Annotated in this window: 27 protein-coding genes and 1 tRNA gene; 15 read left to right on the forward strand and 13 right to left on the reverse strand. The window is 72.3% G+C overall.

Annotation, left to right across the window (positions count from 1 at the left end; translation table 11 throughout):
• Positions 1-28 precede the first annotated feature (28 nt).
• Entirely contained in the window at positions 29-1795 is a 1767-nt protein-coding gene (gene aspS / locus AB0399_RS26155; protein WP_329366804.1) for an aspartate--tRNA ligase, read from the reverse strand.
• A gap of 159 nt (positions 1796-1954) precedes the next feature.
• On the opposite strand from aspS, the gene AB0399_RS26160 reads away from it, so the two are divergent.
• Both AB0399_RS26160 and AB0399_RS26165 read left to right on the forward strand, forming a co-directional pair.
• Positions 1955-4096 carry a SpoIIE family protein phosphatase gene (locus AB0399_RS26160; protein WP_366413000.1) on the forward strand — a complete coding sequence of 714 codons (2142 nt, stop codon included), beginning with the start codon at positions 1955-1957 and terminating at the stop codon, positions 4094-4096.
• Between the two features lie 350 nt (positions 4097-4446).
• Positions 4447-4905: a hypothetical protein gene (locus tag AB0399_RS26165; protein WP_366413001.1), complete on the forward strand. Its 459-nt coding sequence runs from the start codon at positions 4447-4449 to the stop codon at positions 4903-4905.
• A 40-nt stretch (positions 4906-4945) separates the two neighbouring features.
• Here AB0399_RS26165 and AB0399_RS26170 read toward each other — a convergent pair whose 3' ends face one another.
• Positions 4946-6097: a saccharopine dehydrogenase NADP-binding domain-containing protein gene (locus AB0399_RS26170; RefSeq protein WP_366413002.1), complete on the reverse strand. Its 1152-nt coding sequence runs from the start codon at positions 6095-6097 to the stop codon at positions 4946-4948.
• A 71-nt stretch (positions 6098-6168) separates the two neighbouring features.
• Between AB0399_RS26170 and AB0399_RS26175 the strand changes: the two genes are divergently transcribed.
• Positions 6169-7131 (forward strand): helix-turn-helix domain-containing protein, encoded by a 963-nt coding sequence (locus tag AB0399_RS26175; protein WP_366413003.1) that lies wholly within the window; start codon positions 6169-6171, stop codon positions 7129-7131.
• A gap of 65 nt (positions 7132-7196) precedes the next feature.
• Here AB0399_RS26175 and AB0399_RS26180 read toward each other — a convergent pair whose 3' ends face one another.
• A complete protein-coding gene (locus tag AB0399_RS26180) occupies positions 7197-7748 on the reverse strand; it encodes an LAETG motif-containing sortase-dependent surface protein (protein ID WP_366413004.1) in 552 nt (183 codons plus the stop codon).
• 13 nt (positions 7749-7761) lie between these two features.
• Here AB0399_RS26180 and AB0399_RS26185 point away from each other — a divergent pair, with 13 nt between their 5' ends.
• Positions 7762-8166, forward strand: a complete 405-nt coding sequence (locus AB0399_RS26185) for a hypothetical protein (protein ID WP_366413005.1) — start codon at positions 7762-7764, stop codon at positions 8164-8166.
• Positions 8167-8258: 92 nt separating this feature from the next.
• Here the strand turns inward: AB0399_RS26185 and AB0399_RS26190 are convergent, their stop codons facing one another.
• Positions 8259-9443 carry a PP2C family protein-serine/threonine phosphatase gene (locus AB0399_RS26190; RefSeq protein ID WP_366413006.1) on the reverse strand — a complete coding sequence of 395 codons (1185 nt, stop codon included), beginning with the start codon at positions 9441-9443 and terminating at the stop codon, positions 8259-8261.
• A 151-nt stretch (positions 9444-9594) separates the two neighbouring features.
• Between AB0399_RS26190 and AB0399_RS26195 the strand changes: the two genes are divergently transcribed.
• Both AB0399_RS26195 and AB0399_RS26200 read left to right on the forward strand, forming a co-directional pair.
• Entirely contained in the window at positions 9595-10167 is a 573-nt protein-coding gene (locus tag AB0399_RS26195) for a helix-turn-helix domain-containing protein (protein WP_366413007.1), read from the forward strand.
• 3 nt (positions 10168-10170) lie between these two features.
• On the forward strand, positions 10171-11115 hold the full coding sequence (locus AB0399_RS26200; RefSeq protein WP_366413008.1) for an aminoglycoside phosphotransferase family protein: 945 nt from the start codon (positions 10171-10173) through the stop codon (positions 11113-11115).
• Between the two features lie 30 nt (positions 11116-11145).
• Here the strand turns inward: AB0399_RS26200 and AB0399_RS26205 are convergent.
• The 3 genes from AB0399_RS26205 to AB0399_RS26215 all read right to left on the reverse strand — a co-directional run bounded on the left by AB0399_RS26205 (position 11146) and on the right by AB0399_RS26215 (position 13360).
• Positions 11146-11219, reverse strand: a tRNA-Gln gene (locus AB0399_RS26205).
• A 131-nt stretch (positions 11220-11350) separates the two neighbouring features.
• Positions 11351-11905 carry a hypothetical protein gene (locus AB0399_RS26210; protein ID WP_366413009.1) on the reverse strand — a complete coding sequence of 185 codons (555 nt, stop codon included), beginning with the start codon at positions 11903-11905 and terminating at the stop codon, positions 11351-11353.
• A gap of 174 nt (positions 11906-12079) precedes the next feature.
• Positions 12080-13360: an MFS transporter gene (locus AB0399_RS26215; RefSeq protein WP_366413010.1), complete on the reverse strand. Its 1281-nt coding sequence runs from the start codon at positions 13358-13360 to the stop codon at positions 12080-12082.
• A 76-nt stretch (positions 13361-13436) separates the two neighbouring features.
• Here AB0399_RS26215 and AB0399_RS26220 point away from each other — a divergent pair, with 76 nt between their 5' ends.
• Together AB0399_RS26220 and AB0399_RS26225 are read left to right on the forward strand one after the other, a co-directional pair.
• The gene (locus AB0399_RS26220; RefSeq protein WP_366413011.1) at positions 13437-13850 is read left to right on the forward strand and encodes a MerR family transcriptional regulator; all 414 of its coding nucleotides are present in this window, start codon (positions 13437-13439) and stop codon (positions 13848-13850) included.
• Positions 13851-13859: 9 nt separating this feature from the next.
• Positions 13860-14795, forward strand: a complete 936-nt coding sequence (locus AB0399_RS26225) for an aminoglycoside phosphotransferase family protein (protein WP_366413012.1) — start codon at positions 13860-13862, stop codon at positions 14793-14795.
• On the opposite strand, the gene AB0399_RS26230 is transcribed toward AB0399_RS26225, so the two are convergent.
• On the reverse strand, positions 14792-15688 hold the full coding sequence (locus AB0399_RS26230) for an oxidoreductase (protein WP_366413013.1): 897 nt from the start codon (positions 15686-15688) through the stop codon (positions 14792-14794). The two genes, AB0399_RS26225 and AB0399_RS26230, sit on opposite strands and share 4 nt — an antisense overlap.
• Before the next feature lie 95 nt (positions 15689-15783).
• On the opposite strand from AB0399_RS26230, the gene AB0399_RS26235 reads away from it, so the two are divergent.
• The gene (locus AB0399_RS26235) at positions 15784-16425 is read left to right on the forward strand and encodes a DNA-binding response regulator (protein WP_366413014.1); all 642 of its coding nucleotides are present in this window, start codon (positions 15784-15786) and stop codon (positions 16423-16425) included.
• Positions 16426-16710: 285 nt separating this feature from the next.
• Here AB0399_RS26235 and AB0399_RS26240 read toward each other — a convergent pair whose 3' ends face one another.
• Positions 16711-17640 carry a LysR family transcriptional regulator gene (locus AB0399_RS26240; RefSeq protein ID WP_366413015.1) on the reverse strand — a complete coding sequence of 310 codons (930 nt, stop codon included), beginning with the start codon at positions 17638-17640 and terminating at the stop codon, positions 16711-16713.
• Positions 17641-17755: 115 nt separating this feature from the next.
• Here AB0399_RS26240 and AB0399_RS26245 point away from each other — a divergent pair, with 115 nt between their 5' ends.
• Both AB0399_RS26245 and AB0399_RS26250 read left to right on the forward strand, forming a co-directional pair.
• Positions 17756-18283 (forward strand): DapH/DapD/GlmU-related protein, encoded by a 528-nt coding sequence (locus tag AB0399_RS26245; protein ID WP_366413040.1) that lies wholly within the window; start codon positions 17756-17758, stop codon positions 18281-18283.
• A gap of 210 nt (positions 18284-18493) precedes the next feature.
• Complete coding sequence (locus tag AB0399_RS26250; RefSeq protein WP_366413016.1) at positions 18494-20518, forward strand: tetratricopeptide repeat protein; 2025 nt, start codon at positions 18494-18496, stop codon at positions 20516-20518.
• Here AB0399_RS26250 and AB0399_RS26255 read toward each other — a convergent pair.
• The 3 genes from AB0399_RS26255 to AB0399_RS26265 form a co-directional block, all read right to left on the reverse strand.
• Positions 20491-20997: a hypothetical protein gene (locus AB0399_RS26255; RefSeq protein ID WP_366413017.1), complete on the reverse strand. Its 507-nt coding sequence runs from the start codon at positions 20995-20997 to the stop codon at positions 20491-20493. The two genes, AB0399_RS26250 and AB0399_RS26255, sit on opposite strands and share 28 nt — an antisense overlap.
• A gap of 126 nt (positions 20998-21123) precedes the next feature.
• The gene (locus tag AB0399_RS26260; RefSeq protein WP_328466829.1) at positions 21124-21528 is read right to left on the reverse strand and encodes a hypothetical protein; all 405 of its coding nucleotides are present in this window, start codon (positions 21526-21528) and stop codon (positions 21124-21126) included.
• A gap of 13 nt (positions 21529-21541) precedes the next feature.
• Positions 21542-21760: a hypothetical protein gene (locus AB0399_RS26265; RefSeq protein WP_366413018.1), complete on the reverse strand. Its 219-nt coding sequence runs from the start codon at positions 21758-21760 to the stop codon at positions 21542-21544.
• 170 nt (positions 21761-21930) lie between these two features.
• On the opposite strand from AB0399_RS26265, the gene AB0399_RS26270 reads away from it, so the two are divergent.
• From AB0399_RS26270 to AB0399_RS26285, 4 genes are all read left to right on the forward strand, one after another.
• Complete coding sequence (locus AB0399_RS26270) at positions 21931-22818, forward strand: helix-turn-helix transcriptional regulator (RefSeq protein ID WP_366413019.1); 888 nt, start codon at positions 21931-21933, stop codon at positions 22816-22818.
• Positions 22794-23015: a DUF397 domain-containing protein gene (locus AB0399_RS26275; RefSeq protein ID WP_366413020.1), complete on the forward strand. Its 222-nt coding sequence runs from the start codon at positions 22794-22796 to the stop codon at positions 23013-23015. Before AB0399_RS26270 ends, AB0399_RS26275 begins: the two co-directional genes overlap by 25 nt.
• 118 nt (positions 23016-23133) lie before the next feature.
• A complete protein-coding gene (locus tag AB0399_RS26280) occupies positions 23134-23331 on the forward strand; it encodes a DUF397 domain-containing protein (protein ID WP_366413021.1) in 198 nt (65 codons plus the stop codon).
• 26 nt (positions 23332-23357) lie between these two features.
• Positions 23358-24053 carry a haloacid dehalogenase type II gene (locus AB0399_RS26285; RefSeq protein WP_366413022.1) on the forward strand — a complete coding sequence of 232 codons (696 nt, stop codon included), beginning with the start codon at positions 23358-23360 and terminating at the stop codon, positions 24051-24053.
• 126 nt (positions 24054-24179) lie between these two features.
• Here the strand turns inward: AB0399_RS26285 and AB0399_RS26290 are convergent, their stop codons facing one another.
• Positions 24180-24806 carry a class I SAM-dependent methyltransferase gene (locus AB0399_RS26290; RefSeq protein WP_366413023.1) on the reverse strand — a complete coding sequence of 209 codons (627 nt, stop codon included), beginning with the start codon at positions 24804-24806 and terminating at the stop codon, positions 24180-24182.
• Between the last annotated feature and the right edge of the window lie 20 nt (positions 24807-24826).

The following is a 24826-nucleotide window of genomic DNA, read 5'->3' on the forward strand; positions in this document are numbered from 1 at the left end:
GTGCGTACGGCCGGATACGGCCTGCGCGCTAGTTCTTCTGCGCGGGCTTGCGCAGCTGGAGGTGCAGCTCGCGCAGCCGGGTGTCGGGCACCTCCGAGGGGGCACCCATGAGGAGGTCCTGGGCGTTCTGGTTGAGCGGGAACGCGATGGTCTCCCGGATGTTCGGCTCGTCCGCCAGCAGCATGACCATCCGGTCGACGCCGGGCGCGATCCCACCGTGCGGGGGCGCGCCGAAGTGGAACGCCCGCAGCATCCCGCCGAACTCGGCCTCCACCGTCTCCCGCGTGTACCCGGCGATCTCGAACGCCGCGTACATCACGTCGGGTTCGTGGTTCCGGATCGCGCCGGAGGACAGCTCGATGCCGTTGCACACGATGTCGTACTGCCAGGCGAGGATGTCCAGCGGGTCCTTCGTGCGGAGCGCTTCGAGGCCGCCCTGCGGCATGGAGAACGGGTTGTGCGAGAACTCGATCGCGCCGGTGTCCTCGTTCCGCTCGAACATCGGGAAGTCCACGATCCAGCAGAAGCGGAAGACGTTCTCGTCGAACTGCCCGGCCCGCCGGGCCGCTTCGACCCGCACCGGGCCCATGATCTTCGAGACCTCGTCGAACTCCCCGGCCCCGAAGAAGATCGCGGTGCCCGCCTTGGCGCCGACCGCGGCCAGCAGCGCGGTGGTGTCGTCCTCGGTGAGGAACTTGGCGATCGGCCCGGTGAGCTTGTTCTCCTCGCCGACCCGCACCCAGGCCAGGCCCTGCGCGCCGAGCGAGACGGCGTACTCGCCGAGCGAGTCGAAGAACTTCCGCGGCTGGTCCGCGGTGTCGGGCACGGCCAGCGCGCGGACGTGCTTGCCGGCGAACGCCTTGAAGGAGGAGCCCGCGAAGATCCCGGAGACGTCGACGAGTTCGAGCGAGGTGCGCAGGTCGGGCTTGTCGTTGCCGTACTTGAGCATCGACTCGCGGAACGGGATGCGCGGGAAGGGCGAGGTGACGGTGCGGCCGCCGCCCAGCTCGGTGAAGAGGTCGGTCATCACCTTCTCGATGACGCCGAACACGTCCTCCTGCTCCACGAAGCTCATCTCGACGTCGAGCTGGTAGAACTCGCCGGGCGAGCGGTCCGCCCGGGAGTCCTCGTCGCGGAAGCAGGGCGCGATCTGGAAGTAGCGGTCGAAGCCGGAGATCATCAGCAACTGCTTGAACTGCTGCGGTGCCTGCGGCAGCGCGTAGAACTTGCCGGCGTGCACCCGGGAGGGCACCAGGAAGTCGCGGGCGCCCTCGGGCGAGGTGGCCGACAGGATCGGCGTGGCCATCTCGTTGAAGCCGAGCGCGGTCATCTCGCGGCGCAGGAAGGAGATCACCTGGGTGCGCAGCATGAGGTTGCGGTGCATGCGCTGGCGGCGCAGGTCGAGGAAGCGGTTGGTCAGCCGCATCTCCTCGTTGGCGTTGTCCTCGGGGAAGACCGGGAACGGCAGCGGGTCGGCGGCGCCCAGCACCTCCAGCGAGGTGACCTCGACCTCGATCTCGCCGGTGGGCAGCTCCGGGTTGACGTTCTCCGCGGAGCGGGCGAGCACCCGGCCGTCCACCCGCAGCACGGACTCCTTGGACTGGCCGCTGAGCTGGTCGTAGACCGGGGAGCCCGGGTGCACCACGAGCTGCGTGAAGCCGTAGTGGTCGCGCAGGTCCACGAAGAGGATGCCGCCCAGATCGCGGCGATTGTGCAGCCAGCCGGACAGGCGGACGTCGGTGTCGACGTCGGTGGCGCGCAGCTCGCCGCAGGTGTGGGACCGGTACCGGTGCATCAGCTTCGTCCTAGGCGTGGGATGTGACAGAAGTCGTCGGAGGTGTGTCGGTGGCGTGGTGTCGGGAAATCGGTGGGGCTCAGCCTACCGGCGCCCCTCCCCCCACCCTCCACAGGGATCTATTCGCCCATACCTTCCTGAGCACCATAAACTAGGAAAATGCGCACAGAGGACGTCCTCGCCGCCGCGGGCTACGGCCTGTGGCAGTGGGACGAATCGACCGGCACCGTGGCGGTCGACGGTCGCGCGGCGCGCCTGCTCGGACTGTCCGGCGGCGCCGCCACCCGCCGATCGTCGGAGGTGCGCGCCCGGCTGCACCCCGCGGACTACGTCGCACTCGCCGGCGCGGTGTCGCTCGCCGCCGCCGAGGGCACCGTGGCCGAGGCGCTGCTGCGGGTGGTCGGCGAGAACGGCCAGGTGGAGCGCACCGTCCGGGCCCGGCTGCGGCCGCAGGGTCCGCTGCTCAGCGGCAGCCTGCACGAGATCCGCGAGCCCTCCGCGCCGTACGACGGCCAGGGGCGCGCCGGCCGGCAGGGACACGGCCACGGCCTGGGCCACAGCGCGGGCCTGTCCGGCCTGGCCCGCAACCACGAGGCCCGCGGCGACTGGCGGCGGGCCCGCGAGGCGTTCCTGCTGGACGCCGGGCGGGCGCTCGCCGAGGCCGACTCCACCTCCGAGGTGCTGCGGGTCGCCGCCACCTTGTCCATGCCCGGCTTCTCCCCCGACGGGCTGGCCGTCTTCGGCATCAATGGTGACCGGCTGTCGCTGATCGGTCACCATGGACAGGAACTCGGCGACCCTTTTCTGGTCGACATGCCGCTGACCACGGACTATCCCGCGGTCACGGCGGTACGCACCGGCCAGGCGGTCTACCTGCCCAGCCCCGAGTCGTACGAAGAGCGGTATCCGATGAGCTGGCCGCTCATCAAGCCCTACGGCCGCTCCTCGTGGGCGTACCTCCCGCTGACCGTCGCCGGGTCCACCATCGGCGCCTGGATGGCCGCCTTTCGTGAGCGGGTCGACTTCACCCCCGACGAGCGGTCGGTGCTCACCACGGTGGCCCGCATGCTCGCCCAGGCGCTGTCCCGCGCCCACCTGCACGAGTCCGAGCGAGCCCTGTCCGACGGCCTCCAGCGCACCATGCTGCCCGCCCGCGAGCCCGAGATCGACGGGATGGCGGTCGCCGCGCGCTACGTCCCGACCGGCGGCGGCCTCCAGGTCGGCGGCGACTGGTACGACGTGATCGACCTGCCGTCCGGCCGTACCGCCCTGGTCATCGGCGACGTGCAGGGCCATGACGTGCGGGCCGCCGGGATCATGGGCCAGATCAGGATCGCGCTGCGCGCCTACGCCGCCGAGGGCCACAGCCCCGACGCGGTGCTCTCCCGGACGTCCCGCTTTCTGGCCGGCCTGGGCGCCGACGCCTCGCCCGAGGAGCCCGGCGGCGCCCCCGACATCCGCTTCGCCACCTGCCTCTACCTGGAGGTGGACCCCTCCGACGGCACCGTGGAGGTGGCCCGCGCCGGGCACCCCGAGCCCGCGATCCGGCTCGGCGACGGCACCACGATCATGCGGCGCACCGCGGGCGGCCTGCCGCTGGGCGTGGAGCCCGACACGGACTACCCCACCACCCGGCTCGTCCTGGAACCCGGTGAAGTGCTGCTGATGTGCACCGACGGGCTGATCGAGACCGGCGGGCACGACCTGGACACCGGGTGGCTGCGGTTGCGCGAGGTCTTCGAGGCCGGGCCCGCGGAGGATCTGGAGCAGCTCGCCGACTCCATGGTGCGCGCCGTGCACGGCCCCGCCTCCCACCACACCACCGGGCCGCTCGCCGACCGCCGCGAGGACGACATCGCGCTGCTGCTGCTGCGCCGCGACCCCGACGGGCCGACCTGCGCGGTGCCGATACGGCGCACCGTCCTCACCGTCTCGCAGTCCGACCCCGGGCAGATCCGCTCCGCCCGCGAGGACATCCGCTCCCTGCTGCACGACTGGGCCTCCCCCGACCAGTTCGAGTCCGCGGTCCTCCTCGTCTCCGAGCTGATCACCAACGTCCTGGTGCACACCGACGACGACGCGGTGCTCATCGCCGAGGTGATCGGCATGCCCGGCACCCGCCGCCTGCGCGTCGAGGTCGCCGACCGCTCCGACGACATGCCCCACCCCCGCTCCCCCGGCGAACTCGCCTCGTCCGGCCGCGGCCTCTTCCTCATCGAGGAACTCGCCGACGCCTGGGGCGTCGAGCCCCGCGGCGACGGCAAATCCATCTGGTTCGACCTCTTCGAAACCCGCGTCTGACGGCTTCCGCGGCCCTCCCGTGGGCGCCGTACGGGGCGCCCTGTCGCGTCCTCCGCCCGCGTGCCGGCGTCGGCGCCGACTGGCACAAGTGCCCGACCGGGACGCCCGGGTGCACCGCTTCGAGTACACCTACACGCTGAAGGTGGAGGTCCCGCAGGACCGACCTCGATGTTCATCAGCGTCGATTCCGACCGCGTGAGCACCTGTCACGGCCCCAAGTCGGCCGGTCGAGCGGTCGGGTGGGCGTGCGGGGGTGGAATCGGCATCAGTCGGTGTGCTCAGGGGTAGGAGGACGCGGCCCGGACTTGTGCGGTCGGGTCGTACTTCAACTCCTGTGAACGGAGCGGCAGATGAAGATCCTCGGGAGAGAGCCCGCGCTGTGGCTGTCGCTCCTGGCGGTGGTGATCAAGCTGAGCACGGCGTTCGGGCTGGACCTCAGCGACAAGCAGCAGGCGGTGGTGAACGCGTTCGCCGCCGCGGTCGTCGGTCTGCTGGTCGCGCTCAGCGTTCATGACGGTGTCAACGCGGCGGTGCTCGGGCTGCTGCAGGCGGGGATGTCGCTCGCGATCGGCTTCGGCCTGCACTGGACCCCCGACCAGCAGTCGACGGTGATGAGCCTCGCCTCCGTCCTGGTCGCGATGTGGACCCGGGGCCAGGTCACCGCCAAGGTCCCGCCGCCGGCCTCGGCCGCACCCGCCGCCCCGTCCGCGTCCGCGTCCGCGTCCGCCAAGAAGACCACCACCCCGGCCCAGAAGACCGCCGGCTCCAAGAAGAGCGCCGCGGCGAAGAAGGCGGCGCCGGCGGAGTAGTCGGGCGGCGGAGCAGTCGGGGGGCGGCGCGGGACGCCGGTCAACTGCCCCGCACGGCAAGGCGGTCGGGGCCGGTGAAGGTCAGGTGCGCCGGGGAGAGGGCGCGCAGGAAGTCGGGGGCGTCGAAGAGGGCGCCGGGGGCGAGTACGCCCGCGGTGGGGCCCTGGACGCGGCCGTCGAGGAGGCGTTCGGCGGCTTCCACGACCAGGGGCGCGGTGATCGCGTAGATGTCGCGGCCGGACGCGGTCGCGCGGCGGTGGACGCCGTCCCTGCGGGCGACGACGTCGACGAGGAAGGTCTGCGCCGAGCGGCCGTCGGGGTCCGCGGGCGCGGGCGGCGGGGTGGTGGGGTCGCTCAGGTCCCGCAGCGGCGCCTGGTTCATGTGCACCCGGATCTCCGGCACCCGCAGATGGCGGGAGATGGTGACCTGGTCGGCGGTGGACAGTTCGGTCACGTCCTGGACGCCGAGCGGCGCCGGGAACTCCCAACTGCCTTCGGCGGCAGGCCCGGTGGGCTGGACGAGCCGGTTGCCGGTGAAGACCAGGTGCCGGCCGGCGTTGCTCCGCACCGTCTCGCGGGTGCCCCGCGTCGGCCGCCAACTGTCCAGCGAGATCGCCAGGGTGAGGTCGTCCGCGTCCGTCCAGTCCCCCATCGCCGCGCTCGCCAGCAGGTCGCCGAGGCCGCCGTAGAACGCCATCGACGGCACCACCGCCACCCCCGCCTCGCGCGCCCGGTCCGCCCGCCGCTCGAACGTCTCCAGGGTGACCGCCTGTTCGGCGGCGACGTCGAGGTAGGGAATCCCGGCGCGGAGCGCGGCGTCGACGAGCGGCAGCGCGGTGGCGGCGAACGGTCCCGCGCAGTTGACGACCGCGACCGCACCTTCCAACGCGCCCGCCAGGGAGGCCGGTTCGGCGATGGACGCGACCCGGACCTCGGCACCGGACCCGTCCTGCGCTCCCCCCTGCCCCCGCGCGACAGCGTTCAGCTTGTCCCGGTCGCGCCCCGCGAGAATCGGCGTCCAGCCGCGCCGCCGCAACTCGCGGACGACGAAGACGCCGGTGTGCCCGTAGGCGCCGAAGACGGCGATGGCCCCGCGGTGCGCCTGCCGCCCGTATCGCCCGTCGCTCCCTTCGCGCCCGTCGCTCCCGTTCTCGTCGCGCCCATGCCCGTCGTATCCCTGCGGTGTGTTCATACGGACAAGGGTCGGCTTCACAAGCCCCCCGCACGAGTGGCCGAAACGACGAGCTGCGTACACTTTCGGACATGACATCCGTGGCGCTGGCGCTCTACGACGGAGCGATGCTGTTCGAGGCCGCCGCGGCCTGCGAGGTGTTCGGCGTCGACCGCGAACTGACCGACACCTGGTACGACTTCCGCGTCTGCGGCCCGCGCCGCTCCCCGGTCGGCGGCTGGCTGCGGGTCGACACCCCGTACGGCCTCGACGCGCTCGCCACCGCGGACACCGTGGTCGTGGCGGCCTGCGCCGACATCGACACCGCTCCCCCGCCCGACCTGGTCGCGGCCGTACGCGCCGCCCACGACCGCGGCGCCCGGCTCGTGTCGCTGTGCACGGGCGCGTTCGTGCTGGCGGCCGCAGGAGTGCTGGACGGCCGCCGCGCGACCACGCACTGGGAGCACGCGGCGGCGCTCGCGGCCCGCTACCCCCGCGTCCAGGTGGACCCGGACGTCCTCTACACGGACGAGACGACCGTGCTGACCTCGGCCGGGAAGGCGGCCGGGATGGACCTGTGCCTGCACATCGTGGCCCTCGACCACGGCGCGGCCGTCGCCAACGCGCTGGCCCGCCGGCTGGTCGTCCCCCCGCACCGGGCCGGCGGCCAGGCCCAGTACGCCACCGCGCCGGCCGCCCCCGACACCGCCCCCGCGCTCGCCGGCCTCCAGCACTGGGCGCTCGAACGGCTCGACGAACCGCTGACCGTGCCCGACCTGGCCCGCCGGGCGAACATGAGCACCCGCAACCTCACCCGCCGCTTCACGGCCGCCACCGGCCTCACCCCGCTGCGCTGGCTGCACACCCAGCGCATCCGGCGCGCCCGGGAACTGCTCGAAACGACGGACGACAGCGTCGAGTTGATCGCGACGCGCACCGGCATGGGCACCGCGGCGACCTTGCGCAGGCACTTCCACCGCGCGCTCGGCGTGCCCCCGGACACGTACCGGCGCACTTTCCGCGACCGGCACGGCGCCGCCGCCGCCGCGGGGTGACGCGACCGCCCGGGCGGGCCCGGGCGGCCACCCCGTACGCGGGTCCGCCGTTTCCGTTCCGCGGCTCAGACCGCCGCGGAGCCCTTCCTGCGCAGCCGTACGACACCGATCGCCCCCGCGCCGACCAGCACCGCCGCGCCGCCGATGCCCGCGATCAACGGCGTCGCCGAGGACGAACCCGTCTCCGCGAGGGTCCCGCCGTCAGGAGCCGTCGAGGGGGCCGGCGTACCGCTGCCGCCGGTCTTCGAGCCGGGCGCGAGCACGTCGAAGGTGGCGTCGGTGGTGCTGCCCCGGGTGCAGTTCTTCGTGGTGTCGACGTAGCTGCCGCCGCCGACGGCGTAGCTGGGGCCGGGGGTGGCCTTGGCGTCGACCCTGATCCGGAACTTCAGGTCGGCCGACGCGTGGGCGGTCTTCAGCGTGGTGTGGCCGTAGATGAGGCCGGTCTCGCGGATGTCGTCCTTGCCCTCGTCCTTCAGGCTCAGCCACTTGCCGTTTCCGGCGTCCCAGTACTCCAGGTACGCGTGCTTGTAGAGGTCGGCGTTGTAGCTGTCCTCGCCGTTGTTGGCGGTGACCGACGCCTCGACCGCGCCGAGCGCCTTGTCGGTGGTGCCGGCCACGTTCAGCGTGAACGTGGACCAGCCGCCGCCCGCCACGATGCTGGACGGCAGCCCCTTCAGCTGGACGCGGATGGTGCTAGAGGGCCCGCTGCTGCACGGCGGCGGCGTTCCCGCGTCGGTCGGCGTGGCCGTGGGCGACGACGACGGCGACGTGGTGGGGGCCGAGGAGGACGGGGTGGAGGTGTCGGCCGTCGGCAGGGTCGAGGGGGCCGACGGTGTCGAGGAGGTCGAGGGGGCCGTGGTCGAGCCGGCCGGCCCGGGATCGGCGTGTGCCACGGCGGTGGCGCTCAGCAGCACGGCCGGGACGATCGCGGTGGCCGTGGCAGCGGCCGACAGAGTGCGACGAAGGTTCATGAGTGGGTCCTCGCGGAGTGGCGCAGACGTGTATGACACCCCTGTGACCCTGGTGACTAAGTGAGCGTTGTACACGGTTCGCGCTGTTCGCCAGACGTTCAACGAGCGTTCGGGCGGCGCGTCCGTCCCGCCCCGCGCCGGTGGCCGGGGTCCGTGTCAGGCCGCGCGCCGGTGGCCGGGGTCCGTGCCGGGCCACCGGTCCGCGTGCCGCCCCGGCTCCTGCTGCTTGGCCGTCCGCTGGAGGATCAGCAGCGCGGCGTCGTCCGCGGGCTGCCCTCCGGTGTGCCGCAGCAGGTCGTGGTGGATGTGGTCCAGGAGTACGTCCGGGTCGGTCGCGGGCAGGCCGGCCACGCGCTCGGCGAGCGGGTAGAACTCGCCGGCCGGTGAGCGCGCCTCGATGAACCCGTCGGTGTACAGCACGAGGAAGTCGCCGGGCTCGAAGGCGAACTGCTCGGTGCGCAGGACCGCGGCGGGGTGCGGGGCGGTGACGCCGAGCGGGGGCGAGATCCGGTGGGCGTACAGCGCGGTGACCTGGCGGTCGTGGATGAGCAGGGGCGGTGGATGGCCGCAGTTGATCATCTCCGCCCGCGAGCCGTCGTCGGGCAGGTCGAGCAGGAGCGCGGTGACGAAGTGCTCGCCGATGTCCTCCTCGACATCCGCGACCTCCTCCAGGTTCCGGCTGACGCTTTCCTCCACGGCGGCCACGAGGTCGGGCAGTCCGGCGTGCCGGTGGGCGGCCTCGCGGAACGCGCCCAGCACCATCGACGCCTCGCCGATGGACGCCAGGCCGTGGCCCCGTACGTCGCCGATGATCACGCGGGTGGCGGGGTGGGCGGCGCGGGCCGTGGCGAAGAGGTCGCCGCCGATCTGCGTCTCGTCCTCGGAGGAGAGATACAGCCAGGCCACCTGCTGCGGTCCGACCCGGCGGGGTGGCGGCCGCAGCAGCACCCGCTGTGTGGTCTCGGCGACCGAACGTGCGCGGCCCAGCTCGCGGTTGCGTCTGTCGCGCGCGACGCACACCAGGAAGACCAGGAGCGACAGTCCGGTCAGCGCGATGATCTGCGCCACGTGGTTGGCCGTGCCGAGACCGCCCTCGAACACTCCGATCAACGTCTGCGCCGCCACCGCGAGCACCCCGGCCACAGCGGTGAGCCTCGGCCCGGCGAGGGACGCGGTGAGGGCGGGCGCGATCACCAGCAGCGGGCCGAGGTGGACGGTCTCCGGCAGCAGCAGATCCGTCACCGTGATCACCGCGATGAGCACGAACGGCAACACCAGCAGACGGCTACGGCCCGACGGCTGCTCCAGGAGGCGGTCCACCGACAGGCGGCGACTTTCCATTTCCTCCCGCTACCCCTTTATGTCCGGATTACCCCCTGGCCGGGAGAAGAGGGTGGCGCCGGCCCTTGCGATGCCAGGGAGGGCGGGAGCGGCGGACCGGTGGCGATGTCAGCGCCTGCCATTGCATGCCGGGGTCGCGTACGATCGGGGCATGGGCAGATGGGAGCCGGACGCGCGCGGGCGCCTCGGCAAGGCAGCGCTGGAACTGTTCGACGAGCGCGGATACGAGCAGACCACCGTGGCGGAGATCGCCAACCGGGCCGGGCTCACCGAGCGGACCTTCTTCCGGCACTACGCCGACAAGCGCGAGGTGCTCTTCGCCGGCTCGGCGGCCCTCCAGGACCTCATCGTCGGCGCCGTCGCGGCCACGCCCGAGGGCACCGCACCGATCGACGCGATCGCCGCCGGCCTCGACGCCGCCGCCGACCAGATCTTCCGGGGCGCCCACCGGCACGCCCGCCGGCGCCAGGCCCTCGTCTCCGCGCACACCGACCTCCAGGAGCGCGAACTCGTCAAGCTCGCCGCGCTCTCGTCGGCTCTCACGCGGACCCTGCGGGGCCGTGGCGTGACCGAGCCGGCCGCGAGCCTCGCCGCCGAAGCGGGCACCGCCGTCTTCCGGGTCGCCTTCGAGCGCTGGGTCGGCGAGGCGGACCAGCCGCGCGAACTCGCCGACGTCATCCACGAGTCGCTCGCCGAGTTCAAGTCCCTCACCGCGGCCGGCTGACGGGTGGGCGAACTCGTCAGCGTCCCGCCCGCGGTGCGGGACCGCCTCGTCGTCAGGTTCGGTCCCGAAGTCGTCGGCTGGCTCGACGCGTTGCCGTCCCTCGTCGGTGAACTCACCGCCCGCTGGAACCTGGAGCCGGTCGCGGCGGGCGGCGGCGGCACCTCGCGGGTCTTCCGCTGCGTGCGGCGCGACACCGGCGCCTCGGTGTGGCTGAAGCTCACCCCGGAGCCCGCGATCGCCCGCGAGGAGGCGGCGGCGCTGCGCGCCTGGGCCGGCAGGCCGTCGGTCGTACCGCTGCTCGCGGAGGAACTCGCCGTAGGCGCGCTGCTGTTGGGCGACGTACGACCAGGGGTGCAGGTGAAGCGGCTCGGGTGGCGGCTCGCCGACATCGGCCCGCTCCTCCGGGACCTGCGGGTCCCCGCCGTCGCGCCCGTTCCCCACTCCGCGCTACGGCCGCTGACGCATCGGGTCGACTTCGTCTTCGACCTGACCCTCCGCAGGTTGGCCGCGGCCGGCGTGGGCGAACCGTTCGACGCGGGCGTGCTCGACCGCGCCCGGGCCGCGGCTCTGGAACTGGCCGTCGACGGCCCGCTCGGGCTCGTCCACGGTGACCTCAACCCGGCCAACGTGCTGTCCGGCCCGGGCGCGGATACGGTCGCGGGCCCCGGCCAGGCGCCGACACCGGCAACGGCTCTGGTGGCGATCGACCCGCGCCCCGCCTGGGGCGACCCCGACTTCGACGCCGTGGACTGGGTACTCGACGCGGTCACCGACCACGCGGACCTGGAACGACGCATCGACACGCTGGCCGCACTCGTGCCCGGGATGTCCCCCGCCCGCGTGCTGCGCTGGTGCCGCTCCCTCGGCGTCCTCGACGCGGCCCTCAGGTTCTGCGCCGGCCGCCACGGCCCGGAGACCCGCTTCCTCCTGACCCTGTCCCGCGGCTGACCCCGTCGGGCACCCGAAGCGCGGAGGGGACGGAGCCGGCCGGATTCGAACCGGCGTCCTCCCACACGCAGTGGGGGTGCGACAACCGCTGCGCTACGAGCCCCGTCCCACCGGGGAGCCTACGCACCCCACCCCCGCACGGCACCCGAATATCCGAGCCCCGCCACTCCCCCGGACCTACCGTCACCCGACCGGTCCGCCGGTGGCGGGGACGAGGCTCAGGGGATGGCGAAGCTCACGGGATGACGAAGGCGACCTCACCACGGGACGCCGTGGTCACCGCGCCCGCCCGGCGCAGCACGTCCGCAGGGCCGAGCACCGCGAACCCATCGTTGCCTCCCGGCCAGAACAACGCGAGCCGGCGGTCGCTTCCGGCCCCGGCCAGCAGCCGGTTCAGCTCAGCGGCCGGCATGAGGGTGCAGTCCATCCACGGGTCACCACTCAACGGCAGGTGCGGATCTGCCGCGTCGGTGGAGTAGAGGGTGAGCGGACCGCCGTTCACCGTCACCGTGTAGCCGGGCGCCGGGATGTCGTCCCACGGACCCGAGGAGGTCGTGACGTCCAGCACGACCCCGCAGTCGGCCAGTGGCCGCGCCATGCCGCGCAGCCAGTCCTCGACCTCACCCTCGGCGAGGTCCTCACCGTCGGCCGCCCACCCGCCTCCGCTCCACCACACCGCGCTCGTGCCGGAGTTGAGCCGCCGCGCGGCCGCGCTGCTCTCGTCGGCAGGAAGCTCCCGCCACAAACCCGCCTTGTCCAGGTCCCGAAGCAGCCTCTCGTAACGGTTCACGACGGCCATCGTGCCGCACGTGGCGTGGAGCGGGGCCGGGGTGTCGGTGGGGCTCTGGCGCCCCGGCCACCCGGAAGAGGTGATCAAGCGCCGCTGAGCCACCGAACCGCTGAGCCGCCGAGCCGTGGAGCCACCGAACCGCGGACGGTCAACGAGGCGGCTCGGAAGGGACGTTCACCCTTGCGGCGCCACCTCTCGGCTCGTGCCCATCGCCGCGGGGAACCCGTGGGTGCGGGCGGCGAAGGTGGCCGCGAAGGCGGGGGCGAGGAGGACGAGGACGGTCCAGGGGAGGGCGTGGGTGCCGAGGAGGTCGAGGAGGAGGCCGCCGACGAGACCGCCGGCGGCCGTCGCCACGTTCCAGAGGGTGACGAGGAGGACCTGGGCGGCGTCGGCGTGTTCGCCGCCCGCCTCGCCGACGGCGGTCTGGAGCAGCGACGGCGCCCCGCCCCACCCGAGCCCCCACAGCACGGCGGCGACGTAGACGAGCACGGGCTGGTGCGCACCGACTCCCAGGAGGAAGGCGGCCGTACCGATGAGCAGCACACCTCCGAGGGTCAGCGCGCGCAGCGCGCGGTGGATGCGCGCGCCCACCGTCCAGACGCTGAGCAGTGACGCGACCCCGAAGGCGAGCAGCACCAGGTCGGTACGCCCGCCGAGCCCGACGCGGTCGAGGAACGTCGAGATGTACGTGTAGAGGATGGTGTGCGCGAGCACGTACGCGGAGGTGACGAAGAGGACCGGGACGACCCCGGGCACGCGGAGTGCCCCGAGCAGAGGGGCGGCCGCACCGTCCTCCCGGCCCGCACCGTCCTCCCGGCCCGCACCCTCCTCCCGGCCGACCCCCTGCGTACTCCCGTCCCCGCTCAACCCCGTTTCCTCGCCCGGCCGTTCCGGCACCGCCAGCGTGATCCACCCGAGCAACAGCACCGTGAGCCCCGACATCACCAGGAACGCGATCCGCCAGTCCGCCTCCTTCCCCAGATACGTCCCCGCGGGCACCCCGATCGACAGCGCGACCGGAATCCCGGACATCGCGACGGCGATCGCCCGCCCCTCCAGCCCCGCGGGGGCCAGCCGCCGCGCGTACCCGGCGAGCAGCGCCCACGCGAGCCCGGCCGCCACCCCGGCGACGAACCGCGCCACCATCGTCAGCGGGTAGTTCCCGGACAGCGCGGTCACCGTGTTCGCGACGCAGAACCCGGCCATCGACACGAGCAGCAGCCGTTTGCGCGGCCACCCCGCGGTCGCCGTGGTGAGCGGGATCGCGGTGACGGCCGTACCGATCGCGAAGACCGTCACCGACTGGCCCATCGCGGACTCGCCGACCCCGAGGTCGCGCGACATCGCGGGCAGCAGCCCGGCCGGAAGGATCTCGGTGAGGCAGGTGATGAAGACGGCCGTCGCCAGCGACAGCAGCGCGGACAGGGGGAGCGCGGAACGCGTTCGCGTGGTCATGCCGGTTATGGTCAAACCCTCACATCAGTGTGAAGGTCAACCCGGCCCGTCCCCCGCCCCCTGTGAGGCACCCCACATGCGCATCGGCGAACTCTCCGCCCGCACCGACACCCCGCGCCGCCTGCTGCGCTACTACGAGGAGCAGGACCTGATCCACGTGCCGCGCTGCGCCAACGGCTACCGCGACTACCCCGAAGCCCTCGTGGACACCATTCTGCACATCCGCGGGCTCCTGGACGCGGGTCTGCCCACCCGCATCATCAAGCAGTTGCTGCCGTGCCTCACCAAGCCGTCCGTCATCCACATCCCGGACGCCACCCCGGAGATCGTCTCCACCCTCCAGACCGAACGCGACCGGATGACCGCCCGCATCGCCACCCTCACGCGCAACCGCGACGCCATCACGGACTACCTCACCGCGGTCCTCGCCCCCGCCGACGAGGCCACCACCGGCGCCGTCACGGCTCCCCGCACCCGGACCACCGCATAGGGTGCCCGGATGACCGCGATACCGGAGGAATTCACGCAGAGCACCGTCGCCCGCGAGGGCGCCCGGGGATCGGCCTGGCTCGCCGAGTTGCCCGGAATCGTGGACGACCTGCTGGAGCGCTGGGCGTGCGCACCGGACGGCCCGCCGCTGCACGGCGGCGTCGGCCTGATCGCCCCGGTACGCCGGCCCGACGGCGAGCCCGCGGTGCTGAAGGTGTCCTTCCCGCACCCCGGCAACGTCCACGAGCCCGACGCGTTCGCGGCATGGCGCGGGCACGGCGCCGTCCTGCTGCACGAGCGCGACGACGAGCGCTTCGCGATGCTGCTGGAACGGGCCCGTACCTCGACCCTCGCGGAGATCGAGGACGTCGACGAGGTGGTGACGGTCGCGGGCCGGCTCAGCCTGCGACTGGCCGTGCCCGCACCGCCCGAACTGCCCCGGCTGCGCGGGCAGGCCGACACCTGGGAGCGGGAAATCCACCAGGACGCGGCGGAGTTCGCGCAGGTGCTGCCGCCCCACGTGGTGGCCGCCGCCGTCGCGACCGTCCGCGAGCTGGGCCGCGACCAGCCGGACACCCTCATCCACGGCGACCTGCACCCCGGCAACATCCTGCGCGCGGACCGCGAGCCCTGGCTGGCCGTCGATCCCAAGGGGTACGCGGGAGACCGCGGTTACGACGGCGGCACGCTGCTCAAGGCGCTCGCCCTGCGGCTGATCGAGGCGGACGACCTCCGCAAGGCCGTCCACCGCTCGCTCGACGTCTTCGCCGAGGCCGCCGAACTCGATCGTGAACGCGTCGCGCGCTGGGCGCAGTTGCACGCCGTCCAGGCCACGTTCTGGAGCCTGCGGCACGGGTTCCGGATCGCCCGCGGTGGTCCGGAGCTGGACCGGATCACCGCGTTCGCCGGCCATCTGGCGACGCTGCTCACAGGGCGGTCCGGCTAGCCGAGCCGGGCCAGGTCCTCCTCCGACAGGCGCAGGCCGGCGGCCGCCACGTTCTCCCTCAGGTGCGCCGGGTCGCCGGTTCCGGGGATGGCCAGCACGTTGGGGCCCTTGTGGAGGGTCCAGGCGAGGCGGATCTGGGAGGGGGAAGCGCCGTGGCGGTCGGCGACTTCGGCGAGGGCCCGGTCCGCCTCCGTCGCGGGGCCCGAGGCGGAGGCGGTGGCACCGGCGGGGCCGCCGCCCACGGAGAAGAAGGGGACGAAGGCGATGCCCTGCTCGGCGCACGCCCGCTGGATCGCGTCGTCCTCGCGACGGGTCGCGAGCCCGTACTGGTTCTGCACGCACACCACCGGGGCGATGGCCAGGGCCTCCTCCAGGTGCTCGGGGCCGATGTTGGAGATGCCCAGGTGCCGGATGAGGCCCTCTTCCCGCAGTTCGGCCAGCGCCTCGAAACGCTCCTTGAGAGAGCCCTCACCGCGCTCGAGCCCGAGGCCGATGCGGAGGTTGACCACCTCAAGTCGGTCCAGGCCGAGTTGGCGGATGTTCTCCTGGACCTGGCCGCGCAGTTCCTCCTTGGTGTGGGCCCCGACGAAGGCCCCGGACGGGTCGCGGCCGGGACCGACCTTGGTGGTGATGACCAGGTCGTCCGGGTAGGGGGCGAGCGCGGTGTTGATCAGCTCGTTGGCGGAGCGCAGGTCGGAGAAGTAGAAGGCGGCGGTGTCGATGTGGTTGACGCCCAGCTCGACCGCCTGCCGCAGCACCTCGATGGCCTGCGCGCGGTCGCTGGGGCTGCCGTCGGCCTTGCTCACCAGGCGCATGGCGCCGAGGCCGAGTCGGTGGACGGTGCGGTCGCCGAGCGTCCAGGTGCCGGCGGCGGCGGCGTTGGTCGTTGTCATGGGATGCAGTCTTGCCCGCGTGGACCCGCGCCGCCGGGAATGGCAACTTCCTGCCTGCCTTGGCGGGTCGGTGGCGGTCGGGTGACACTGGGGCCATGAGCGTGGAGAGTGGCGTGCGCGTGCTGCGCGGCGAGGCGGAGGTCTTCGCCCGTACGCACCATCTGTTCGCCACGGCCGGTGAGCTGTGGTGCGCGGCGCGTGACCTCAACACCTGGGCCCTCGGCCGGACGGTTCCCGACCGGCTGCCCGAGGCGCATCCCCGGTTGCGCAAGCTGTACCAGCCGAGCGCGCTGATGAGCCCGCCGATGGCCCGGCATCTGCGGACCGTGGCGGCTTCCCCGGGCGCGCAGGTCCGCATCACGGCGGACACCATCAACGAGACGATCATCATCGACCAGCGGTTCGCCATCCTCGCGGGCGATCCGGACGCGGGACGGCGCAGCTACAGCGTGGTCTCCGAGCCGACGCTGGTGCAGAACGTCACCTCGCTGTTCGAGGCGGCCTGGCGGTCGGCGACCGATCTCGCGGTCTACGACGTGCAGCACGCGGAGCTGCGCGAGATGGCGCCGCGGGTGCTCGAACTGCTCGCCTCCGGCTGCAAGGACGAGACGGCGGCCCGGGCGCTGGGCCTCGGGGTGCGCACGTATCGGCGCCGGGTCGCGGAACTGATGTCCGCGCTGGGGGCGGACTCCCGTTTCCAGGCGGGCGCGCGGGCCCGCGACCTGGGGCTGATCTAGGTCCTGTCGTGGGGATCTCCGCGGCGTCGCGGCATCCGGCACGCACATCCGCCGCGTTCTCGTCGGTCGCCGACACCCATGCCCGCGGCCGTGACGGGGCGCCCCACGACCGCGGATGACGGCGCGCGCAGGCCCTGAACCGGCCCGAAGCCGAACGCGGCGACCTGGTCGATGCGGCCACGCCGCAGCGTCCGGGCTCGCCGCCGGGCCGGCACCGACCCCGTGCCCTGCGCGCACTCCGCGGCGACCGCCGGCCCTCACGTGTCCGTTGCTTCGGTCGTCCGGTCAGCGGCCCATCCAGTCCGGCGCCCACACGTCGTGCGGGGTTCGCGGGCCCGCGGTGCGCAGATGGTCGCGTAGCGCGGCCAGCACAGGGTGCTGGTCCGCGCTGCGGAAGAGCAGCACGTGCGGGTAGACCGGGGTCGGGTCGTGCAGCGGGATGCGCCGCAGGTCGTGGTTCTGGGGCCACAGGTACCGGTCCCCGCTGCCGACGAGGGTGGCCGGCGAGGCCGGGTCGGCGAGCGCGTCCATCAGGGCCTCGTCACCGAAGTGGGGGCCGAGCGCGTCGATGCTCAGGCCGAAGGTCTCGGACATCGCCTGGTAGAACGCCGCCCACTCCGTGCCGAGCCTGATCCCGGGAATCCAGATGCGGTGGCCGGCCAGGTCCGCGGGACTGACCCAGGGCGCGTCGGCCAGCGGGTGGCCGGGGCCGACCAGGAGCTCCAGGGGTGAGTCCAGAAGCCGTTCGGCGCTGATCCCGGCCGGGACCTGGTCGGCCGGCAGGGCACGGAAGGACGCGTCGATGGTTCCTTCGAGCACCGCGTGGGCGGCCTGGGCGGCGTTCTTGTCGCTCAGGGTGACCGTGTCCAGGCCCGTCTTGGGGTGGGAGCGGTAGAACCGGTAGACGGCCCGGGCCGGGGAGATGCGCCGGTTGAGGACATCGACACGCAAGGGACGGCTTCCAGGGCGCACGGCCTGCTCGGCCTGCTCGACGGCCGCCAGGACCTTCTTGGCGTACGGCAGGAAGACCTGCCCGTCCAGGCTCAGCCGCGAGCCTCGGGAGGTCCGCACCAGGAGCGGGACCTCGACATGCCTCTCCAGGGCCGCGACCCGCTTGGAGACCGCCTGCTGACTGATCCCCAACTCGTCGGCCGCGGCCTGGAACTGGCCGGTCTCAGCGACGGCCACGAACGTCCGCAGCGCTTCAACGTCCACGCCTTCCACCCTAATTCCACAACCAATGGTTGTGTCAGGTGTGGTGCGGAGTTGTTTGATCGAGCGTTCCGCGCGGTGGTGGAATCAGCGCATGTCTACCCGCACAGAGCAGGTCATGCAGGTCCATACGCCTGAGTTCGCGCGTCATGTGGAGCGGATCGTGGAGGTGACCGATGCGACGTCTCGACTGAACGTGCTTCCGTTCAGCGACGGCGAAGGCCGCGCGGAACTCCTTTCTGTTGTGTTCGGTGGCCCGCTGCCGGAATCGGTGACGATCTACCCACCGTTCTTCACCGAGTACGGGCTGAACACGACGTTCGGGGAGAACGTCTTCGTCAACCAGGGATGCACCTTCATGGACAAGGGAGGCATCCGTATCGGGAACGGCGTGATGATCGCCCCGAAGGTCAGCCTCATCACCGGCGGCCATCCGCTGCCCCTGGCCGAGCGCCGCGCGCATCTCTCCTTCGCCCCGATCGTCATCGAGGACGACGTCTGGATCGGGACGGCTGCCGTGATCACGCAGGGGGTGACCGTCGGTGCCGGTGCGGTGGTCGCCGCCGGCGCGGTGGTCACTCGTGATGTTCCTGCCGGCAACATGGTCGCGGGAGTGCCCGCCCGGGTGATCAAGAAGACCGGCTGAGCGACGAGGAGTCCGAGGCGGTCGCGCCGAACAACCTGGCCCGCGCGCTACGTGAGAGGACGTAGCCGCCCCCGCACCCCTCACCACCGCCAGGTCGGGCGCCGCGCACTCGCCGGACGGCCGTGCGCGACATCGCTCGCCGAACGCACCTAGATTGGCTTCTGGATAGTGCGGGTGTGAGGAGCGGTACGTCTCGCCTGGGGGGCGGTTGTGGATTCCGCGGACAAGGTCACGAACTCCGAGGACGGCGGCGGCGACAGCGGGGAGGGCGGCGCCCACGGGGGCGGGGTGCTCTTCGACCTGGTGGTTCAAGGCCGCCCTGTCACCGTTGAGTTGGCCGGGAGCGTGCGGCCCGAGGTGACGGGGCTGCCCGCTCCCTCGGGGGCTTTCGCAGGGCGGGCAGCGGAGTTGGGCGAGTTGGTGGCCGTGTTGGACCCGGCCGCTGACAGGGGGGCCGAAGGGCAACGGGTGGTGCTGGTCACCGCGGTGCCGGGGCTCGCTGGGGTCGGGGTGACCGAAGTGGCCGTGCAGGCGGCGTTCCGGGTGCTGGCCGAGCCGGGCTGGTTCCCCGGCGGCGTGCTGTTCGCGGATCTCGACGGACATGACCCCGACCCGGACCGCCGCATGGTGCCGCATCGCGTACTGGACGGGTGGCTGCGGGCGCTCGGGATGCCGCCCGAGCACATACCGGACCAACTGCCGGGCCGGGTGAGCCTGTTCCGAGAGGTGCTCGCGGCCTACGCCGAGCAGGGCCGCCGGCTTCTGGTGGTCGTCGACAACGCGGGCAGCGAGACCCGCACCCGCGCCCTGCTTCCGGCCGACCCGCACACGGCCGCGCTCGTCACCTGCCGTCGCACGATGGACATCGCAGCCCGGCGCCACGAGGTGGCCACCCTCGGTCCCGCCGCCTCGGTCGAGGTCCTGCGTCAGGCCCTGCACCAGCTGCGCGGCCCGGCCGACACGCGTGTGGACGACGCGCCCGAAGACGCCCTGCGCATCGCCGAGTTGTGCGCCGGCCTGCCCCTCGCGCTACGGATCACCGCCGCCCTGCTCGCCGAGAGCCCGGCGCAGCCGCTCGCCGCGATGGCGGACGCGCTCCGAGCCGAGCACACCCGGCTGGACCCGATCCGCCACCCCGGCGCCGAACAGGCCGTCCGCGCCGCCTTCGACCTGGCCTACCGCCACCGCACCCCCGGCCAGGCCCAACTCGTGCGGCTGCTGCCCCTCGACGCGGGCCCCCACGTCTCCACCCGGGCCGCCGCCGCCCTCATCGGTCAAGCCGCCCTCATCGGTCAAGAGGCGCAGACCGCACAGGAGTTGCTGAGCGACCTCGCCCGCGCCCACCTCGTCGTACGCCTCGCGGGGTCGCGGGACCACTGGCGGCTGCACGACCAGATCAGGGAATTCGCCGAGGAGTTGGGCCGCGAGCACGCCGAGGCCGACCACCGCGACGAAGCCGCGGCCCGCCTGCTCGACCACTACCTCGCCACCGCGAGGGCCGCCGACGCCCGGTGGGAGACGCGGGACGTCGCACCGTACGACGAAGCGTACGACGACGTGTTCGGCGACCGCGCGCAGGCGCTGGCCTGGCTCGACGCCGAACGCGACAACCTCGTCACCGCGGCCACCGTCACCGCGCCCCGCCACGACCACCCCGCGGAGACCGACCTCGCCGCGGTGCTCGCCCGGTACTTCGTGCACGGCCGGCACTTCGACGACTGCACCGCCCTCGCGACGGCCGCCGCCGAGATCCTTCACGAGCGCGGCGACCTCACGGGATCGGCGGCGATGCTGACCAACCTCGGCGCCGCGCTGATCGAGGCGAGCCGCCACGACGCGGCGGTCACCGCGCTCACCGCGGCGGCCTCCATCCACCGGGCCACCGCCGACCACCAGGGCGAGGCCATCGCCCTGAACAACCTCGGCCTGGCCGAACTCGGCGCGGGCCGCCACGACGAGGCCGTCACCGCACTCGCCGCGGCGGCCACCCTCTACCGGGCGGCGGGCGCCCACGCCGACGAGGCCGCCGCGCTGAGCAACCTCGGGGCCGCGCTGATGGAGGCACGGCGCTACGACGAGGCCATCGCCATCCTCGCCGCCGCCGGGCACGCCTACCGCGCGGTCGGCGACACTCTGGGCGAGGACCAGGCGCTGGAAGCGCTGGAGGACGCCCACGCCAGACGCCGGCAGAGCCACCGGCCAGGGAGTCAGGGCGAGCCATGGGGCTCGGAGTGAGTGCCGCTGGCCCAGTCCTCGCGAGCCGCGATCAGAGCAGGCCGCACCTTGCGGTCGAGCAGATCGGCCTGGGCGCGAAGCAGATCGGCTACTTGCAGCAGCCCCTCCGGGTCGAGGTCGATGAACCAACTCTCCTCACACAGATGGACGTTGGCCACCGGCACGCGAGGGTCGGGGAGTTCGGCGTAGGGCGTGCAGTCGAGGGTGCAGGAGAAGATCTCCTGCTCGGAAGGGCGCCCGGATCGGTCGGCCGCGGTGTAGACGGTGGCGGTCTGCCCGGGGAAGCGGGCGCTGTGGTGGATGTCGGCGAGCCGATGAGCCAACTGGTCAACGGGCACGTGGTGTTCGCTCGGGTCGTCCCCGGCCCACGGCGGCAGATAGCCGCTGAGGGTGTGCCCGTCGACGGACGTGAGGGTCCACCGCCGCGCGGGTCCGGGTAACTCCGGGAACTCGGCCGGTGCGGGCGGAATGCTGATCATGCGCGGTGTTCCTTCTCTACGGCTCTGCCGCTCTACGGCTCTACGACTCACGGACGACGGTCGTCCCGGCGACGGCTCCACGGCTCGATACCCCTTCGCCGCGCGCATGTTCGGGACGTCCCGCCGCTACATCCACGACCGGCGTGGCAGCGGAAACGCGGTCGCTATCCGCGGCGGATCGTCCAGCTCCCAGCTGTGCCCGCCCGGGTGCCCCTCGAACTCGCTGCACGGGCTGTCCACTTCCCGCCCGGCCGGGCAGTCCGGTATCTCGATCACCGCGCTCGGGGTGCCGCCGTCCCGCCACAGCGCCCACAGCGTCCCGGCCTCCGGCCCGCGCAGGTTGAGCGCCGCACCGTAGTGAATCGGCCCTCGGTGCACCTCGATCGTGCACACGAGCGTCGCGAACATGTCCTCCCGGGTGTACGCGTACACGTCGTCCGCCTTCACCAGGCTGAGCACCGTACGCACCAGCTCGTCCGGCACCAGCGTCCGCCTGCCGCAGATGAAGCGCTGCGCGCGCCGCACCGGCATGTCCCCCAACTCCTCACGTCCTCGTTCCGGTTGCCGCCACGACGAACGTGCCCGTCAACGCCTCTACGCGCAGGTCGCGTTCGGTGGCCGGCCGCACGCTTCCGGGGTCCGCCGACCACAACCCGCCCCGCCCGGGGCGCTGGAGGGACAGCAGGCCACCGGTCTGCCGCAGCACCTCGCCGAGGTCTCCCGTCATCGTGTCCACCACCCATGTGCCTTCCGGATACAGCATGCGTTCGGTCTCTCTGTGATCGATTCCTGACGTTCCGTGAACAAGAATGCCGTGCGCACTCTACGATCGGCAGAGGTGAGCCGTTGCCGTACATATGGGACTAGTTGGCGAGCCATGCACGGAAAACGGCAGACCGAAACTACGCAACCATCTGGCACCATGCGCGCGCAGTGCGCCGCTTGACCTGGTGCCAGGACAAGGAGAAAGGGCTCTCTTTTCTGATGAACAACGCCGAGGAAGCTACCATCACCGCTCGGAGTATGTACGCGGAAGAGCTCGCGCGCCTGCGCAAGCTCCACGGCTGGACCCTCGTGGAACTGGGTGACCGCTGCAACTACGAGCAGTCGTACCTGCACCGCCTGGAGACCGGCGGCCGCCTGGGCACCCTGGAGGCCGCGCAGGCGCTGGACAGGGTCTACGGAACCGGGCACGTGGCCAAGCTCTGGCTGCTGGCCAAGGAGGAAGCGAAGCGGAGCAGGTACGGGGGCTTCGCGGAGGTGGAGGAGCAGGCGACGAAGATCCAGGAGTTCAGCGTCTCTACGGTCCCCGGGCTGTTGCAGACCAGGGGATACGCGGAGGCGCAACTCCTCACACCGGAACCACTGAGCTCCGCGCAGTTGGCTGCGGGAATCGATGCCCGCATCAAGCGTCAGGACATCCTCACCGGCAGCAAGCCCACGAATTACAGGGGATTGCTCGACGAAGCGGTGATCCGGCGGGTACCCCGCGAAACCGGCGTCTGGAAAGCGCAGTTGGAGCGCCTGATCGAGGCTGCGCAGGAACCAAACATCTCACTCCAGATCGTGCCGTTCCACGTCGGCCTGCACTGCTTCCCCAACATGGTTCTCAAGCTGCTGTCGCTGCCGAGCGGGCGAACTGTGGCATACGTCGAGAACAGCTGGAGCGGGCAACTCATCGAGGAAATCGAAGACGTGGAACAGCTCTGGTTGTTCTACGATCGGCTCAGGGACTCCGCCCTGTCGCCCTCTGAGTCCCTTGAGCTACTGCGAACCACGCTGGAGGAGCAATCATCATGCCCGGTTCCGTCCCAGACCTGAGCGTAGCCGTCTGGCGCAAGTCGTCCTACAGCGACAACCCGGACCCCAACAGCTGCATCGAGGTGGCCGACGGCTTCACCGGCGTCGTCCCCGTCCGCGACTCCAAGGACCCCCAGGGCCCCGCCCTGACCTTCACCGCTGACGCGTGGACGTCGTTCGTCTCGGCCGTCCAGGCGGACGAATTCCCCACCGCCTGACCGCAATTCAGGCCAAACGGGCGCACGCGACTACCCAAAGAAGTCGCGTGCGCCCACACTTATTCTCTCCCAGCACCACGTCCCGCTCGACACTCGCCCCGTCGAAGGAGCACGTGACATGCCGTACATCTGGCGTAAGTCGTCCTACAGCGACAACGCACACCCCGACAGCTGCGTCGAAGTAGCCGACGGCGCCCCCGGCATCGTCCCGGTCCGCGACTCCAAGGACCCCCAAGGCCCCGTCCTCACCTTCACCGCCGACGCGTGGACCTCCTTCCTCACTGCCGTGCAGGCGAACGACTTCCCCACCCTGTGACCCCATCCGCTCGGGAGAACTCGCACATGCCCGCCCCTGAGATCGACGCCCTGGTGTTCGATGTGCTCGGCACGCTCGTCGACGAACCCGCCGGAATCCGCGCCGGAATCCGTGGCCTCGTTCCGTCGCTCGCCGACAGCGCGGTCGAGGAGCTGTTGCAGGTGTGGCAGCGCCACATCGAGGATGCCCAGCAACGCATCCTGGACGGGAGCCGGCCCTACGCCGCCAGCGACGTTCTGGACCGCGAGGCCGCTCAACTCGTCGCCGAGGCGGCGGGGTTCGGTGGTGCCGCCGCAGTCGACACGCTGGCGTTGGCGGGCCGGCGGCTGCCGGCCTGGCCCGACACCGTGGCCGGTCTCGCCCGCCTCGCCGCACACTTCCCGTTGATCGGGCTCTCCAACGCCGGCCGGACGGCGTTGCTGGGGCTCAACGCCCACGCGGGTCTGCGCTGGCACCAGGCGCTGTCGGCTGAGGACGCGCGCACGTACAAGCCGACCCCGGCCGTCTACGAACTCGCGGTCACCGTGGCCGGAGTGCCGCCGGAGCGGCTGCTGATGGTCGCCGCCCACGCCTGGGACCTGCGCGGAGCCCAGCGTCTCGGGCTGCGCACCGCGTACGTGGCCCGTCCCGTCGGGGACCCGCCGACGCCGGCGGACCGGTTCGACCTGCACGCCAAGGGACTTGACGACCTGGCCGACCAACTCGGGCTGCCCGTGGGCTGATCGGGCCGCAGATGAGACGCAGCTCGTTCCACCCAATCGCCACCCTGTGCCTGGGCAAGGTCGACAGTGGGAAAGCGGCGGCCGGGTGTCCTGGATGTCCGGCCGCCGGCGGTCGTCAGCCAGGGCTCACGCCGTGGTGGCGGTGCGGTGCAGCGTGAACCAGAACGTCGGGACGGGATTGGTGCCGGGTGTCACGTCGACCAGCCGCCACCCGGTGAACCTGGCGGTGAGTTCGTCGGCGGTGACGCCGGACACCAGGTCGTCGAAGGCCCCGGGCCCGTAGCCGAACATCAGCAGGTGCGCGCCGGGGGCGGCCCGCCGGGTGAGGCCGGCCGCGTAGGCGTCGCGGCGGTGCGGGGGAATCCCGCAGTAGCAACTCAGTTCGAAGAACAGGTCGTACGGGCCGGGCAGGCCCACCTCGTCGAGCCGGGTGGCGTCGGCGCACAGCACGGGGATGTCCACTCCGGCCGCCGCGGCCTTCTCCCTCGCCTGCCGGACCGCGCGGTCGACCAGGTCGACGGCCGCCACCTGCCAGCCGTGCCTGGCCAGGTACACCGCGTTGGTCCCGGTGCCGCAGCCGAGTTCGAGCGCCCGGCCCGGCGCCAGTGCGCCGGGGCCTTCGACCAGGGCCACCAGCTCGGGCGGGGTGATCCCGCTGTCCCACGGCGGCTTGCCGTCCCGGTAGAAGTCCTCCATGTAGCCGCGCACCGCGGCCTCTTGATCGAGTTCCGCGGCCGTTCGTGTCTCGCCCATCGCCACACCCCTCCAGGAAA

Source organism: Streptomyces sp. NPDC088194, assembly GCF_040702025.1.
Taxonomy (GTDB): Bacteria; Actinomycetota; Actinomycetes; order Streptomycetales; family Streptomycetaceae; genus Actinacidiphila.